Source organism: Rhizobacter sp. P1_G5 (assembly GCF_056405435.1).
Genome location: NZ_JBFUCB010000013.1, coordinates 1 through 13,826 on the forward strand (window position 1 = coordinate 1; position 13,826 = coordinate 13,826).

Genomic DNA, 13,826 nt, shown 5'->3' on the forward strand with positions numbered 1-13,826 from the left:
CCGCCGGCACCTCGATCATCGCGCCCACCTCGACCGGGCCGCAGGGCCTGCCGGCATCCGCCAGCTGCTGCCGCGCCCTCTCCAGCGCCTCCAGGAACATCCGCACCTCACTGAGGTGCGCCACCATCGGCACGAGGATGCGCACCGGCCCGACGGCCGCCGCCCGCAGGATCGCCCTCAGCTGCTGCCTGAACATGCCGGGCTCGGAGAGACTCCAGCGGATCGCCCGCAGCCCGAGCGCCGGATTCAACGCATGCTCGTGGCGGAGTTCATTGACCGACATGCGATCGAGTTGCTTGTCGGCACCGATGTCGACCGTGCGGATCGTCACCGGCAACCCTCGCATCGCCTCGATGGCCGCCCGGTACGCCTCGTACTGCTCGTCCTCTCCCGGCAGTTCGCTGCCGCGGTTCATGAACAGGAACTCGCTGCGGAACAGCCCCACGCCCACCGCCCCCGCCTCCAGCGCCCCGATGGCGTCCACCGGCAGCTCGATGTTGGCCTGCAGCTCCACGCGCTCGCCATCCATCGTCACGGCCGGCGTGTGCCGCAGCCGCGCCAGGCGATCCCGCTCGAGCCCGCTCTGGCGCTGCCGGAACCGGTATTCCTCCAGCACGATCGGCGACGGGTTGACGATCACCGCCCCGCAGTCGCCGTCGATCACCACCCAGTCGTCCTGGCGAATGATGTGGCTCGCCTCGCGCGCCCCGACCACCGCCGGGATGTCCATGCTGCGCGCAACGATCGCGGTGTGCGAGGTCTTGCCTCCCACGTCGGTGATGAAGCCGGTGAAGATGCTGCGCTTGAACTGCAGCATGTCGGCCGGCGCGATGTCGTTCGCGACCAGCACCAGCGGGTCTTCGCCACCGAAATCCCGCGGGCTGACGCCCGGCGCCGGCGCGGAATCCGACAGCGGCCCGCGCGCCATCGCCCGCAGCAGCCGCTCGACCACCTGCTCCAGGTCGGCCTTGCGCTCGCGCAGGTAGTCGTCCTCCATCTCGTCGAACTGGCGCGCCAGCACCTCCAGCTGGGCCGACAGCGCCCACTCGCCGTTGTAGTGGCGCTCCTGGATCCAGTTCTTGGTGGCACCGGTCAGCGAGTCGTCSTGCAGCAGCATCAGGTGCACRTCGAGCAGCGCCGACAGCTCGCCCGGTGCGTCCGCCGGCAGTTCGCGCTGCAGCGTCGTCAACTCCTGCGCGACCGCATCGCGCGCCGTGCGCAGCCGCTCGATCTCGGAGTCGACCTGCGACGCCTCGATGAAATAGTGCGCGACGTCGACGCGGCTCGACGCGACCATCACCGCGCGGCCGATCGCGACACCCCGTGACACCGGCAATCCGAAGACCTGGAAGCTCATGCGGACGATCCTAGCAGCGCACGCCCCGCCCGCACGCGGGGAAACGCGCAATGTCATCGGCGCGTCATCCCGGTTTCATGGACGCGTCACCGTGCGGACCCACCATCTCGGGAGTTCACAGGAGAACGCCATGAGGGACCTGCCCCTGCCGACGATGCCTCTGTCCGATTTGCGTGGTGACACGTCCCGGAGGTCACTTCACGAAAGCTCACCCACTCCACAAGCGCGCCGGGTCGATGCTGCTCAGCTGGAAGTTGTTTGGGCACGCGATGAAGACGAAGTTCGCCAGGCGCAGCGCCTGAGGCACCTGGTCTTCGCCGAGGAGATGGGCGCACGCCTGAGCGTGCCGCACGGCTCGCCCGCCGGCCACGACATCGACATGTTCGACCCGTTCTGCGAGCACCTGCTGGTGCGCGCACCGGGCGAGGGCGGGGAGCCGGGGCCGGTGATCGGCACCTACCGCGTGCTGACGCCGGATTCCGCGCGCCGCATCGGCGGCCTGTACAGCGAGACCGAGTTCGACCTGACCCGCCTGCGCCCGCTGCGCTCGACGATGGTGGAGCTGGGCCGTTCCTGCGTGCACCCCGCCTGGCGCTCGGGCGGCGCGATCCTCGCGCTGTGGGGCGCGCTGGCCGAGTTCATGGTGCGCAACAAGCTGGACACGATGGTCGGCTGCGCGAGCGTCAGCATGCGCGACGGTGGCCACTTCGCCGCCAGTCTGTGGGAGCAGTTGCGCCACACGCACCTGGCGCCGATCGAACTGCAGGTGCGCCCGCGGCTCGCGCTGCCGGTCGACGAGCTGCAGCACGACCTGGTCGTCGAGGCGCCGGCGCTGATCAAGGGTTACCTGCGCTGCGGCGCGAAGGTTCTGGGCCCGCCGGCCTGGGATCCCGACTTCAACACCGCCGACCTGCCGATGCTGATGCGCATCGCCGACCTGCCGCAGCGCTACCGCAAGCACTTCCTGGGACAGTGAACCTGGGGCAGTGAGGGAACGGGGCCGCGGCCCCGTGGTCACTCGCCCTCGCCGAACTTGTCGTTGATCAGCGTGACGAGGGCCTGCAGCGCCGCCTCTTCGTCGGTGCCGGAGGTCTCGAGTTCGACCACGGTGCCGAGGCCGGCGGCGAGCATCATGACGCCCATGATGCTCTTGGCATTGACCTGGCGGCCGTTGCGGCTCATCAGGACTTCGCACTGGAAACTGCCGGCAAGCTTGCTGAGCTTGGCCGAGGCACGTGCATGCAGGCCGAGCTTATTGCTGATGGTGATGCTGGTTTTGGTCATTTCCGCCTGGTTTGAAGGCCTGGTTCTGCGGACGCGCGGAGGCCACTTGCATCACGCCTTGCGTGGCACCCGCCATCGCACGTGCCACCATCGCGTCGAGGGATTCGTCGGCATAGCAGAGGGAGCGCCACAGCATCGGCACGTTGACGCCGGCGATGACCTTGACGTGCAGGCCGTCGGCCAGGCGTTGCGCCACGTTGCAGGGCGTGGCGCCGAACACGTCGGCGAAGATCAGCGCGTCGGGGTTGCTCACGCGGCCCAGCATCTCGCGCGCCTGCTGCTCGACCTCCTCCACCGGCATGCCGGGCAGCACATCGAGCGCCTCGACCAACCGGGCACAGTCCGGGAAGGTGTGCTGTGCCACCGCTTTCAGCGATGACGCCAGCGGCGCGTGGGCAATGATGAGAAGACCGGGCATGGTTTTCGATTATCGGCAGTTCGAGCTGCCGACTTGGTGGCTGCGGCTTGTGGCGTGGCCTCGACTCGCCACAAAAACCACACATGTGCACCAAACCGTCATGTGACTACAACGCCGGCGGGCCGTCCGGCGCTGACACACGGCGTCACACGGCGAGCTTCAGCCCCTCGAAAAACGTGTCGACAGCCGACGCGTCCACGCGCGCGCCGAGCACCGTCGCCTGGTAGACCACGGTGCCCTTGACGAAAAACAGCAGTTCCTGGTGCACCTGCGTGCCGTCCGGAAAACGCCCGTCGACCCGGATGCGCTGCGCCAGCGGGTTCGGCGTCATGCCGGACACCGAGGCGGCCGCGGCAACGACCGGGACTCCGCCCAGGTTGCCGGCGGCAGCCACCCGCAGCGCGTCGAGCGTCGCGGCGACGCGCGCGGGGTCCTGCGCATCGGTGACGCTGAGCGCGAAGGTCGCACCGGCCGCCTGGCAGGACTGCAGGCTCATCGTCAGCGGGCTGCCGGCCAGGGCCACCACCCGCACATCCTGCGCAGGCCGGCACGGGAACAACGCGAGCACGCCGGCGCCCACGGGGCGGACCTCGCGCCAGTCGAGCGACGGCGTGCAGGCCGCCAGGGTCGCGCACGCGGCGATGCAAAGTCGGGAAACTCGGTCAAGCGGCATCGGTCCATTATCCCGACCCGCGGCGCCACAATCGCCCGCATGAGCACTCCCCCCTCCCCGCCGCAGCCGCTGTCGGGCGTCCGCATCCTCGACCTGTCGCGGGTGCTGGCCGGCCCCTGGTGCACCCAGACGCTCGCCGACCTCGGCGCCGACGTGATCAAGGTCGAACGCCCGCTGCGCGACGGCAGCGGCGGCGACGACACCCGCGGCTGGGGCCCGCCCTTCCTGAAGGCCCGCGACGGTGAGGACACCGCCGAGGCGGCCTACTACCTCGGCACCAACCGCAACAAGCGCTCGATCACGGTCGACATCGCGCGGCCGCAGGGCCAGGCCCTGATCCGCCGGCTGGCAGCGCAGTGCGACGTCTTCATCGAGAACTTCAAGGTCGGCGACATGGCCCGCTACGGGCTCGGCGCCGCGGCGCTGCGCGCGCTGTACCCGCGCCTCGTCTACTGCTCGATCACCGGCTTCGGCCAGACCGGCCCCTATGCCGATCGCGCCGGCTACGACTACGCCATCCAGGGCATCGGCGGCCTGATGAGCGTGACCGGCGAGCGCGACGACCTGCCCGGCGGCGGCCCGCAGAAGGTGGGCGTCGCGGTGGCGGATCTCTTCACCGGCATGTACGCGAGCGTCGCGATCCTCGCCGCGCTGCGCCACCGCGATGCCACCGGACAGGGCCAGGCCGTCGACATGGCCTTGCTCGACACCCAGGTCGCGATGCTCGCCAACCTCGGTGCCAACTTCCTCGCCACCGGCGCCGCGCCGCGGCGGGCCGGCAACGCCCACCAGAACATCGTGCCCTACCAGGTGTTCGAGACCTCGGACGGCCACATGATCCTGGCGGTCGGCAACGACGGCCAGTTCGCGAAGTTCTGCGAGGTGGCCGGCCGGCCGGAGCTGGCCGCCGATCCGCGCTTCGCCCGCAATGCCGACCGCGTGCGCCACCGCGCAGTGCTGGTGCCGCTGCTGGAGGAGATCGTCCGGGCCCGACCGAAGCAGCAGTGGCTGTCCGCCCTCGAGGCCGCCAAGGTGCCGTGCGGCGCGATCAACGACCTGGCCGAGGTCTTCGCCGATCCACAGGTGCAGGCCCGCGGCATGACCGTGCCGATGCCGCACCCGCTGGCCGACACGCTGCGCGTGGTCGCGAGCCCGATGAAGCTGTCCGGCACCCCGGTGCAATACCGCCGCGCGCCGCCGCTCCTCGGCGAGCACACCGACGAGGTGCTGGCCGAGTTCGGATGGTCCGACGCCGAGCGCGCCGAGCTGCGCCGCCAACATGTCCTGTAACTGACACGGCAGCCCCGTGCGACACCCCCAAGGTCGGGGGATTGGGGCGCTCGGGGGGTGTCCTCCGCTGCCTGCCTGAACGACACTTGCAACCAAGGGTGACAAACCCGCACAAGCCGTTCATCCACGGACAGGGACGCCAACATGGACATGACCGAACTCGACCGCGCTGCCGCGCCCGCCCACCGCGACGCCGGCCACGAACCGGACGAGGGCGATCACTGGCGGGACGTGGTCAACGAGCTCAGCGCCGAGATGGCGACGCCGCTGACCAGCGCGCTCGAACGCGTCACGACCCTCGCCGGGACCGGTCGCATCGACCGCGTCAGCCTGCGCTGCCTGGTGGAAGAACTGCAGAAGGCGCGCGCCATCAGCATCGCCGGCCAGCAGCTGGGCCGCCTGGCCTCCGGCCGGCTGCGCCAGACCCATGAGCGCCTGCCGCTCACGCAGACGCTGAAGGACGTGCTGACCCAGCGCGCCGCCGAGACGCAGGCGCGCGGCATCCACATCAAGCAGGTGCTGAAGCCGGCCGACGTGATCGTCGACGCCTCGCTGCTGTTCAGCCTGTTCAACGCGTTGCTGGACTGGTCGCTGCTGCATGCGCAGTCGACCATCGAGTACCGCATCGACATCAAGACCTGGCCGACGCATGCACGGCTGGTCAGCAAGTTCGCCTACCAGCCCGAGGACCAGGCCGACCTGCCGCCCGCCACGGTGGAAGAAGGCTCGCCGCTGGATTCGATCGCCTGGCGCCTGCTCGAGCAGACCGCGTGGACGATGGGCCTGCCGATCGAGCGCAAGATCGAAGGCAGCCACGTGACGCTGTCGATCGAGTTCCCGCGCACCGTCGGCGAGCAGCTCGAGGGCCTGAGCATCCTCGAACTGGACCGCGGCTTCGCGCCGTCGGCCCGCACCAAGCCGCTGGCTGGCAGCCATGTGCTGGTGGTCGCCTCGCGGCGCGACGTGCGCATCCAGGTGCGCGACGCGGTGCGCAACATGGGCCTGCTGGTGGATTTCGTCACCTCGATCGAGGAGGCCCGCGACTTCTGCCGCAGCGGCCTGCCGCATGCGATCGTCGTCGAGTCGGTGCTGCGCGGCGACCGCTTCAACGACCTGCGCAACGAGGTCGATTCGGCCGGTGGCGATGTGGTGTTCATCGAGATCATCGAAGAGGGCAATGCCTTCGAGATCTCGGGCTTCGGCGGCTTGAGCATGGCGCGCGTCGGGCGCGACGCGATCCTGACCTCGCTGCCGTCGGCGCTGATGTTCGAGCTGTCGAAGACTACTTGAGGCTGCCGAACACCTTCTTCAGGATCGCGCTCCCGGTGGCGACCGGGTTCTCGCGGATCTTGTGCTCTTCCTCGCCGATCATCAGGAACAGCCCGTCGAGCGCCTTCTCGGTGACGTAGCTGTGGATGTTGGCATCCTGCGGCTTCAGCAGCCCGAAGCTCGCCGCCTTGCCGGCCACCGCGTTGTACTTGTCGGCCAGCGACACCTTCTCGGTCGCCCGCTTGACGATCGGCAGGAAGCGCACGCCCAGCGGCTCGCGCGTCTTGGCCGAGAAGAACTGCGTGACCGAGCCGTCGCCGCCGGTCAGGATGCCCTTGGCGTCCTCGACGCTCATGCTCTTCACCGCGCCGACCAGCAGCGTCTTCGCCTCGGGCACCGCGGCCTCGGCGGCGCGGTTCAGCGCCGTTTCCAGTTCGTCGACGCGCCGTTGCTGCCCGGTCGCCCTCAGGAAGCGCGCGGCGTCGTTCAGGAAGCCGGGCAGCGGGATGTGCACCTTCGGGTTCGACAGAAAACCGTCCGGCTTGCCGAGCAGGCCGACGGCCGACACCGCGCCGCGCTCCAGCGCCGCCCGGATGCCCGCGGTGGCATCGCCTTCGCTGAGGCTGAACGCCTGGGCCTGCCCGCTCCAAGCCAGAAAGCCAAACCCCTGTCCCAGGCCGGCGAGCACCGCTGACGTAAACTTTCTCCGCTGCATCGATCACATCCCATGAAATTGACCCGCCATCTTGCCGTCGCGTTGAGTGTTCTGGCAATCGCGGCAGCGGCTTGTGGGGCTTATGCGGTGTATTCGGTCCTCGCGCGCCCGGAGATGGCGCCTGACGCCGCGTTCGTCCGCCTGGATGGCAGCCGCAGCAGCGTCGCGCAACTGAAGGGGCAGGTGGTGCTGGTCAACTTCTGGGCCACCACCTGCACGACCTGCGTGCACGAGATGCCGCAGTTGGCAGCCACCCACAACCGGTTCAAGGCGCGCGGCTTCGAGACGCTGGCGGTGGCGATGAGCTACGACCCGCCGGCCTCGGTGATCCACTTCGCCGAATCGCGGCAGTTGCCGTTCACCGTGGTGATCGACAACACCGGCGCGGTCGCCCGCAGCTTCGGCCCCATCGAGGGCACGCCGACCAGCGTGCTGATCAACCAGCGCGGCGAGATCGTCAAGCGCTACGTCGGCGCACCGGACTTCGTGGCGCTGCAGGCCCTGGTCGACAAGCTGCTCGCCGACCCGGCCTGATCAGACGGCGTTCGCGACGCCGGCCTGGTGGGCCTGCTGGTCCGCGTGGTAGCTCGAACGCACCATCGCGCCGACGGCCGCGTGCGTGAACCCCATCTTCAGTGCCTCGTCCTCGAACATCTTGAAGGTGTCCGGGTGCACGTAGCGCCGCACCGGCAGGTGGTGGCCGCTCGGCGCGAGGTACTGGCCGATCGTCAGCATGTCGATGCCGTGCTCGCGCATGTCGCGCATCACCTGCAGGATCTCTTCGTCGGTTTCGCCCAGGCCCACCATCAGCCCGCTCTTGGTCGGCACGTGAGGCGCGAATTCCTTGAAGCGCTTCAGCAGGTTCAGCGAGTACGCATAGTCCGAGCCCGGGCGCGCTTCCTTGTACAGGCGCGGCGCGGTCTCGAGGTTGTGGTTCATCACGTCGGGCGGTGCCGCCTTCAGGATCTCCAGCGCGCGGTCCATGCGGCCGCGGAAATCGGGCGTCAGGATCTCGATGCGGGTGTCGGGCGACAGTTCGCGGGTGCGCTGGATGCACTCGACGAAATGCGCGGCGCCGCCATCGCGCAGGTCGTCGCGGTCGACGCTCGTGATCACGACGTACTTCAGGCGCAGCGCCGCGATGGTCTTCGCGAGGTTCAGCGGCTCGTCGGCATCCAGCGGATCCGGCCGGCCGTGGCCGACGTCGCAGAACGGGCAGCGCCGCGTGCACTTGTCGCCCATGATCATGAACGTGGCGGTGCCCTTGCCGAAGCATTCGCCGATGTTCGGGCACGACGCCTCTTCGCACACCGTGTGCAGCTTGTGCTCGCGCAGGATCTGCTTGATCTCGTAGAAGCGGGTGGTCGGCGAGCCGGCCTTCACGCGGATCCAGTCCGGCTTCTTCAGCGTCTCGGCCGCGACGATCTTGATCGGGATGCGGGCCGTCTTGGCCTGCGCCTTCTGCTTGGCGCTCGCATCGTAATGGGCCGCGTCCTGGGCCTGGTGGATGACGTTTTCGGTCGACATCGGGGGTACTTTCGAGGGGCGGCCGACGGATCAGCGCAATGAGGTCAGCTCAGGTGCGACACCAGCCGGTCGCCCAGCCGCTGCGCCGCGGTGGTCCAGTCGGTGCGGACGCCCAGTGTAGCCAAGTCGACCGTTTGCAGCCCGGCGTAGCCGCAGGGGTTGATGCCGCTGAAGGGGCTCAGGTCCATCGCCACGTTCAGCGCCAGGCCGTGGTAGGTGCAATGCCGGCTGACCTTGATGCCGAGCGCCGCCACCTTGCCCAGGCCCTCGAAGTCATCCGCCCGCGGCCCGGTCAGCGCCGCATGCCCGGCCGGATCCGACAGGTTCACGTAGATGCCGGGCGCGCCGGGCACCCGGTGGCCGGTGATGCTGAAGCCTTCGAGCGTCTTGATGACGCAGTGCTCCAGCCGGTAGACGTATTCCTTCACGTAGATGCCCAGCCGGCGCAGGTCGATCAGCGGGTAGGCGACCACCTGGCCGGGGCCGTGGTAGGTGACCTGGCCGCCGCGGTTGGTCTGCACCACCGGGATGCCGTGCGCGTCCAGCACGTGCTCGGCCTTGCCGGCCAGCCCCTGCGTGTAGACGGGCGGGTGCTCGCACAGCCAGATCTCGTCCGGCGTGTCGGCGGTGCGGCGCTCGGTGAACTCGCGCATCGCCTGCCCGGCCGCCGCGTAGTCGGTCGGGCCGAGCAGCTTCAGCAGCGCAGGCACGTCACTGGACCGACATCAAAGCACCACCTTGACCATCGGGTGCGTCGACAGCGTGCGGTACAGCTCGTCGAGCTGCTCGCGGCTGGTGGCGGTGACGGTGACCGTCACGCCCAGGTACTTGTTGCCGCTGCTCGGGCGGATCTCGACGGTGGACGCGTCGAATTCGGGGTCGAACTGTTTCGCGATCGTCGTGATCGCATGGACGAAGCCGTCGGCGTTCGTGCCCATCRCCTTGATCGGGAAGCGCGACGGGTATTCGATCAGCGACTGGTCGGGCGGAATGTCTTGCATCGTGGCGTTCATGCCGTCGCAGATGGGGCGGCCTGCGGAAAATTCAAATCGACTGCACCGTCTTGGCCCGCTGGTAGGCCTCGTACAGCTTCGCGTAGATCGGGCCGGGCTTGCCGCGCAACGCCCCATGGCCCACGGCCTCGCCGTCGACCTGCGTCACCGCCAGCACCTCCTTGGTGGCCGAGCTCAGCATCAGCTCGTCGGCGCCCAGCACCTCGGCCTCGGAGATCGGGCGCAGGTTGTAGCCGATGCCGGCTTCCTCGCACAGCTCGCGGATCAGCTCGTAGCGGATGCCCTCGAGCACGTGCTCGCTCTTCGGGGCGCCCAGCACCGCGCCCTCGTGCACGACCCACACGTTGCTGGACGAGGCCTCGGTCAGGAAGCCGTCACGGAACATGATGGTCTCGACGGCGCCGTGGTCGGCCGAGATCTGGCGCGCCAGCACGTTGCCGAGCAGCGAGGTCGACTTGATGTCGCCGCGCTCCCAGCGGAAGTCGCGCGCCGTGACGCAGGCGACGCCGTGGTGGCGCTGTTCGGCGCCGGCCGGCTTCATCGGGTTGGCCATCATGAACACCGTCGGTGTCAGATCGGGCGGCATCACGTGGTCGCGCACCGCCACGCCGCGCGTGACCTGGATGTAGAGCAGCTGGTCGTCGGCCGCCTGCGCATCGATCAGCCTGCGGCAGCGTTCCAGCCATTGGGCGCGGTCGAACGGGCTCGCGATGCGCACCTTGCCCAGGCTGCGGTTCAGGCGCGCCAGGTGCTCGTCGAAGCGGAACAGGCGGCGCCCGTAGACGGGCACGACCTCGTAGATGCCGTCGCCGAAGACGAAGCCGCGGTCCAGCACCGACACCTTGGCGTCGCGCAGCGGACCGTACTCGCCGTTGAGGTAGCACAGGGTGTCAGGCAGGGCTTGCATGCGGGCTCCCGAGGACGGATGCAGTGGGAACGGATGAGCTTACTTGATCCACAGCCGCAGGGCATCCCAGGCGCGGCCGAAGATGCCGGCCTGCTCGACGCCGGTCAGCACGACCAGCGGCAACTCGGCCACCGGCGCCCCGGTCGAGGTGGTCACCTTCAGCGTGCCGACGCGCTGGCCCTGAGCGAGCGGCGCGACCAGCGGATCGGTGCGCTCGATCTTCGTCTGCAGCTTCGCGCCCTCGCCCTTGGGCACGCTGACGAAGACCCCGTTCGCCGCGCCCAGTTGGGCCTCGCGCGCCGTGCCCTTCCAGACCTGCACCGTGGCCACCGCCTTCGAGCCTTCGAACAGGCGCACCGTGTCGAAGGCCTGGAAGCCCCAGTTCAGCAGCTTCTGGCTCTCGTTCGCGCGGGCATCCATCGAGGCCGCGTTCAGCACCACGCTGAGCAGGCGCCGCTTGCCGCCGCCGGCGCCGTTGACCGCGAGGTTCGGGAAGTCGCGCTGCGCCGAGACCACCATGCAGTAGCCGGCGGCCTCGGTGTAGCCGGTCTTCATGCCGTCGACGGTCGGGTCGCGCGTCAGCAGCACGTTGCGGTTGTTCTCGTTGCTGATCGGCGCGCCCTCGTAGTGGTACTTCTTGATCGAGTAGATCGGGTAGTACTCGGGGAAGTCGCGGATGATGCGACTCGCGATCACGGCCACGTCGCGCGCCGTGCTCTTGTGGCCCGGCTCGGTGAGGCCGGTGGCGTTCTTGAACTGCGTGTTCTTCAGGCCGAAGGCCTGGGCCTGGCGGTTCATCAGCTCGATGAACTGGTCGAGCGTGCCGCCGACGCCCTCGGCCAGCACCACCGCGGCGTCGTTGCCGGAGTTGACGATCAGCCCGCGCAGCAGGTCGTCGACCYTCGGCGCGCTGCGCGGCTCGATGAACATCAGCGAGCCGCCGCCCTTGCGCTCCTGCCAGGCGCGCAGCGACACCGGCAGCGTCTGCTCCAGCGTCAACTTGTGGTCGCGCAGCGCGGCGAACGCCAGGTAGGCGGTCATCAGCTTGGTCAGCGAGGCCGGGTCGGCCGGCGCATCCGCCTCGCGCTCGGCGAGCGTCTGGCCGGTGGTCACATCGAGCAGGATGTAGCTCTTGGCCGCGATCTCCGGCGGCTGGGGCGCCTGCGCGTAGGAAACGGACGAGACGGCAGCGGCGCCAAGCGCCAGCACGAGGGCAAACAGTCTTTTCATGAACGTCGGAATCAGGTTGGCTGGTGCGCGAAGCCCGGGCATCAACGATGCCAGGACCGCACCACCAGGTTCTTCAGCAGCGCCAGCTGCCCGTGAAAGAAATGGCCCACGCCGGGGATCACCACCACCGGCAGGGATTGAGGCCGTGCCCAGTCGAGGGTGGCCGACAGCGGCACGATCTCGTCGGATTCGCCGTGGATCACCAAAGTTTCCTCCGGCACCGGCGCGACCTTCTGTTTCTGCGTCGACGGCCCGACCAGCACCAGCCGCTCGGCCTTCGCATCATCGGGCAGGCGCGCGGCCGCCTGTGACGCGACGTAGCCGCCGAACGAGAAGCCCGCCAGCACCAGCGGCAGCGCCGGGTCGCGGTGCGCGGCGATCACCGCCAGCGCATCGTCGATCTCGCCCTGGCCTTCGTCCCACGCGCCTTCGGAGGCCGCCACGCCGCGGAAGTTGAAGCGCACGGTGCGGTAGCCCAGCTGCAGGAAGGCGCGCGCCAGTGTCTGCACCACCTTGTTGTCCATCGTGCCGCCCTGCTGCGGGTGCGGATGGCAGACCACCGCCACGCCGCGCGGCTCGCCCTCGGGGCGGTCGAGCGCGCATTCGAGCGCGCCCGCGGGGCCCGGTGTCAGCTGCTTGACGGTCTTCGCATTCATCTGCACGGCCCGGTCAGCGTCCGACCGAATCGGGCAGCAGCAGCCGCTCGACCACCACGCCGTTCTTCAGATGCGACTCGACGATCTCGTCGATGTCGGCATCGTCGACATAGGTGTACCAGACGGCTTCGGGGTACACGACCGCCACCGGCCCGCCGGCGCAGCGATCGAGGCAACCCGCCTTGTTGACCCGCACGCCGCCGGGACCGGCCAGCTTCTCGGCCTTGGTGCGCGATTTGCAGCGCTCGAAGCCGGCCTGCGCATGGTGGTTGGCACAGCTGTCTTCGCCCTTGTCGCGCTGGTTCAGGCAGAAGAAGATGTGGCGCTTGAAATAGGTCATCGGCGCATTTTACGGACCTGCCGCAGCGGCCCGCTCGATGCTGTCCCTGGCGGCCACGCGGGCGAGCAGGTAGACGAGCGCCGCGTACGGCCACAACCAGCCGACCCATTGCGCGAGGCCATGGAAGCGGATGAAGCGTCCCTGCTCCCAGCCTTGCAGGCTCTCGGCGAAGTAGGGATCGGTCGGCGCCTGCGCCACCAGCGCGACCAGCGCCGTCACGACCACCAGGCCGAGCCCGGCCGCGCCGCGGCGCGGGATGCGCAGCAGCAGCAGCCCGGCGATCGCACCGCTCAGCAGCCCCGGCAAGGCAGGCGGCGTCAGCCAGGCCAGCGCATGCTGCGGGCCGAAGTTCAGCGCCGTCGACAGCGTGGTCGTCGCGAAGCCGAGCGCGGCCGCGCCGGGCACCATCGCCGCGCGGCGCCAGCCCGGGCGCACGATGGTGTACGCGACCAGGCACGGCGCCAGCAGGCCGAGCAGGATCGCGAGCAGCTCGCTGCCGCGCGACAACGGCGTCATCGCGACGCTCGCATCGGCCCAGTCTTCGGTCCACGCCGACCACGGCGTGCCGGCCAGCGCCTCGGCGGCCAGCTCCTGCAATCGCACCAGCACCTGGCCGAGGCCGAGCGGCACCGGCGTCGGGAACAGCAGGCCGATCGGCCACAGCAGCAACAGCAGCAGCCCGCCGGTGATGCGGCTCACGAACCAGCGGTCGCGCAGCGTCTGCCAGCGGTCGATGCCGCCGAGCGCGTGCACCGCCACCGCGACCAGCGCGCCGGCCAGCGTGCCGGCGGCGTTCAGCACCCAGTCGAGGCTGGACGGCACGCGCTGCGGCAGCCAGTTCTGCAGGCTCTCCATCGCGAACGACAGCAACGAGCCTGCCAGCAGCGCCGCGACGAAGGCGATCGACACGCGCCGCCCGGAGCGCACCAGCGCACCCACCACCAGCGCGCCGAGCGGCATGTAGCCGAGCAGGTTGGAGACCACGTCGAAGGCGGTCCAGTAGCGCGGCCACGGCAGGTGGCCGAGCCCGGCCAGCGCCAGCGCCACCGGCTGCTTCCAGCCGGTGAACGGCGACAGGCTCGCGTAGACGATCAGCGCCGCATACAGCCACGCCAACGGTCCGGCCGAGCTGCGGTGCGGTGCCATC

17 protein-coding genes are annotated in these 13,826 nt (G+C 69.4%); 4 read left to right on the forward strand and 13 right to left on the reverse strand.

Features of this window, described 5'->3' with window-relative positions; genetic code table 11:
• On the reverse strand, positions 1 to 1,357 hold a 1,357-nt coding region (gene ptsP / locus AC1D12_RS02100), incomplete at its 3' end, for a phosphoenolpyruvate--protein phosphotransferase (protein ID WP_477838633.1).
• A gap of 130 nt (positions 1,358 to 1,487) precedes the next feature.
• Between ptsP and AC1D12_RS02105 the strand changes: the two genes are divergently transcribed.
• Complete coding sequence (locus tag AC1D12_RS02105) at positions 1,488 to 2,333, forward strand: GNAT family N-acetyltransferase (protein ID WP_047510199.1); 846 nt, start codon at positions 1,488 to 1,490, stop codon at positions 2,331 to 2,333.
• A 38-nt stretch (positions 2,334 to 2,371) separates the two neighbouring features.
• Here the strand turns inward: AC1D12_RS02105 and AC1D12_RS02110 are convergent, their stop codons facing one another.
• The 3 genes from AC1D12_RS02110 to AC1D12_RS02120 all read right to left on the reverse strand — a co-directional run bounded on the left by AC1D12_RS02110 (position 2,372) and on the right by AC1D12_RS02120 (position 3,732).
• Positions 2,372 to 2,641 carry an HPr family phosphocarrier protein gene (locus tag AC1D12_RS02110; RefSeq protein ID WP_477838635.1) on the reverse strand — a complete coding sequence of 90 codons (270 nt, stop codon included), beginning with the start codon at positions 2,639 to 2,641 and terminating at the stop codon, positions 2,372 to 2,374.
• On the reverse strand, positions 2,610 to 3,059 hold the full coding sequence (locus AC1D12_RS02115; RefSeq protein ID WP_047510203.1) for a PTS sugar transporter subunit IIA: 450 nt from the start codon (positions 3,057 to 3,059) through the stop codon (positions 2,610 to 2,612). The genes AC1D12_RS02110 and AC1D12_RS02115 overlap by 32 nt, the downstream gene beginning before the upstream one ends.
• Before the next feature lie 145 nt (positions 3,060 to 3,204).
• Positions 3,205 to 3,732, reverse strand: coding sequence for a hypothetical protein (locus AC1D12_RS02120; protein WP_477838636.1), 528 nt, complete (start codon positions 3,730 to 3,732; stop codon positions 3,205 to 3,207).
• A gap of 39 nt (positions 3,733 to 3,771) precedes the next feature.
• Here AC1D12_RS02120 and AC1D12_RS02125 point away from each other — a divergent pair, with 39 nt between their 5' ends.
• Both AC1D12_RS02125 and AC1D12_RS02130 read left to right on the forward strand, forming a co-directional pair.
• On the forward strand, positions 3,772 to 5,022 hold the full coding sequence (locus AC1D12_RS02125) for a CaiB/BaiF CoA transferase family protein (RefSeq protein ID WP_477838637.1): 1,251 nt from the start codon (positions 3,772 to 3,774) through the stop codon (positions 5,020 to 5,022).
• Positions 5,023 to 5,166: 144 nt separating this feature from the next.
• Positions 5,167 to 6,312, forward strand: a complete 1,146-nt coding sequence (locus tag AC1D12_RS02130; RefSeq protein WP_477838638.1) for a hypothetical protein — start codon at positions 5,167 to 5,169, stop codon at positions 6,310 to 6,312.
• Here the strand turns inward: AC1D12_RS02130 and AC1D12_RS02135 are convergent.
• Entirely contained in the window at positions 6,305 to 7,006 is a 702-nt protein-coding gene (locus tag AC1D12_RS02135) for a DUF4197 domain-containing protein (RefSeq protein WP_047510209.1), read from the reverse strand. The genes AC1D12_RS02130 and AC1D12_RS02135 overlap by 8 nt on opposite strands.
• Before the next feature lie 12 nt (positions 7,007 to 7,018).
• Here AC1D12_RS02135 and AC1D12_RS02140 point away from each other — a divergent pair, with 12 nt between their 5' ends.
• Positions 7,019 to 7,540 (forward strand): TlpA family protein disulfide reductase, encoded by a 522-nt coding sequence (locus AC1D12_RS02140; RefSeq protein WP_465110784.1) that lies wholly within the window; start codon positions 7,019 to 7,021, stop codon positions 7,538 to 7,540.
• On the opposite strand, the gene lipA is transcribed toward AC1D12_RS02140, so the two are convergent.
• Genes lipA through AC1D12_RS02180 form a run of 8 tightly spaced genes read right to left on the reverse strand, consistent with a single transcriptional unit; the run spans position 7,541 to position 13,825 of the window.
• Positions 7,541 to 8,533 (reverse strand): lipoyl synthase, encoded by a 993-nt coding sequence (lipA, locus tag AC1D12_RS02145; RefSeq protein WP_047510213.1) that lies wholly within the window; start codon positions 8,531 to 8,533, stop codon positions 7,541 to 7,543.
• A gap of 44 nt (positions 8,534 to 8,577) precedes the next feature.
• Positions 8,578 to 9,243 (reverse strand): lipoyl(octanoyl) transferase LipB, encoded by a 666-nt coding sequence (lipB, locus tag AC1D12_RS02150; RefSeq protein WP_477838639.1) that lies wholly within the window; start codon positions 9,241 to 9,243, stop codon positions 8,578 to 8,580.
• A gap of 15 nt (positions 9,244 to 9,258) precedes the next feature.
• Positions 9,259 to 9,534, reverse strand: a complete 276-nt coding sequence (locus AC1D12_RS02155) for a YbeD family protein (RefSeq protein ID WP_477838655.1) — start codon at positions 9,532 to 9,534, stop codon at positions 9,259 to 9,261.
• 43 nt (positions 9,535 to 9,577) lie between these two features.
• Positions 9,578 to 10,453 carry a D-amino acid aminotransferase gene (locus AC1D12_RS02160; protein WP_047510217.1) on the reverse strand — a complete coding sequence of 292 codons (876 nt, stop codon included), beginning with the start codon at positions 10,451 to 10,453 and terminating at the stop codon, positions 9,578 to 9,580.
• 39 nt (positions 10,454 to 10,492) lie between these two features.
• Positions 10,493 to 11,683: a D-alanyl-D-alanine carboxypeptidase family protein gene (locus tag AC1D12_RS02165; RefSeq protein WP_477838641.1), complete on the reverse strand. Its 1,191-nt coding sequence runs from the start codon at positions 11,681 to 11,683 to the stop codon at positions 10,493 to 10,495.
• Between the two features lie 41 nt (positions 11,684 to 11,724).
• Positions 11,725 to 12,339, reverse strand: a complete 615-nt coding sequence (locus AC1D12_RS02170) for an alpha/beta hydrolase (RefSeq protein WP_047510221.1) — start codon at positions 12,337 to 12,339, stop codon at positions 11,725 to 11,727.
• Positions 12,340 to 12,352: 13 nt separating this feature from the next.
• The gene (locus AC1D12_RS02175; RefSeq protein ID WP_047510223.1) at positions 12,353 to 12,679 is read right to left on the reverse strand and encodes a (2Fe-2S) ferredoxin domain-containing protein; all 327 of its coding nucleotides are present in this window, start codon (positions 12,677 to 12,679) and stop codon (positions 12,353 to 12,355) included.
• Between the two features lie 9 nt (positions 12,680 to 12,688).
• On the reverse strand, positions 12,689 to 13,825 hold the full coding sequence (locus AC1D12_RS02180) for a VanZ family protein (RefSeq protein WP_465110781.1): 1,137 nt from the start codon (positions 13,823 to 13,825) through the stop codon (positions 12,689 to 12,691).
• Position 13,826 lies beyond the last annotated feature (1 nt).

Excerpts from the sequence above, each read along its gene's own strand:
- AC1D12_RS02120 (WP_477838636.1), bottom strand. The coding sequence starts at position 3,732 with ATGCCGCTTGACCGAGTTTCCCGACTTTGCATCGCCGCGTGCGCGACC.
- AC1D12_RS02115 (WP_047510203.1), bottom strand. The coding sequence starts at position 3,059 with ATGCCCGGTCTTCTCATCATTGCCCACGCGCCGCTGGCGTCATCGCTG.
- AC1D12_RS02130 (WP_477838638.1), top strand. The coding sequence starts at position 5,167 with ATGGACATGACCGAACTCGACCGCGCTGCCGCGCCCGCCCACCGCGAC.
- AC1D12_RS02170 (WP_047510221.1), bottom strand. The coding sequence starts at position 12,339 with ATGAATGCGAAGACCGTCAAGCAGCTGACACCGGGCCCCGCGGGCGCG.
- AC1D12_RS02180 (WP_465110781.1), bottom strand. The coding sequence starts at position 13,825 with ATGGCACCGCACCGCAGCTCGGCCGGACCGTTGGCGTGGCTGTATGCG.
- AC1D12_RS02105 (WP_047510199.1), top strand. The coding sequence starts at position 1,488 with ATGAGGGACCTGCCCCTGCCGACGATGCCTCTGTCCGATTTGCGTGGT.
- AC1D12_RS02140 (WP_465110784.1), top strand. The coding sequence starts at position 7,019 with ATGAAATTGACCCGCCATCTTGCCGTCGCGTTGAGTGTTCTGGCAATC.
- AC1D12_RS02110 (WP_477838635.1), bottom strand. The coding sequence starts at position 2,641 with ATGACCAAAACCAGCATCACCATCAGCAATAAGCTCGGCCTGCATGCA.
- AC1D12_RS02135 (WP_047510209.1), bottom strand. The coding sequence starts at position 7,006 with ATGCAGCGGAGAAAGTTTACGTCAGCGGTGCTCGCCGGCCTGGGACAG.
- AC1D12_RS02175 (WP_047510223.1), bottom strand. The coding sequence starts at position 12,679 with ATGACCTATTTCAAGCGCCACATCTTCTTCTGCCTGAACCAGCGCGAC.
- AC1D12_RS02160 (WP_047510217.1), bottom strand. The coding sequence starts at position 10,453 with ATGCAAGCCCTGCCTGACACCCTGTGCTACCTCAACGGCGAGTACGGT.
- AC1D12_RS02125 (WP_477838637.1), top strand. The coding sequence starts at position 3,772 with ATGAGCACTCCCCCCTCCCCGCCGCAGCCGCTGTCGGGCGTCCGCATC.
- lipA (WP_047510213.1), bottom strand. The coding sequence starts at position 8,533 with ATGTCGACCGAAAACGTCATCCACCAGGCCCAGGACGCGGCCCATTAC.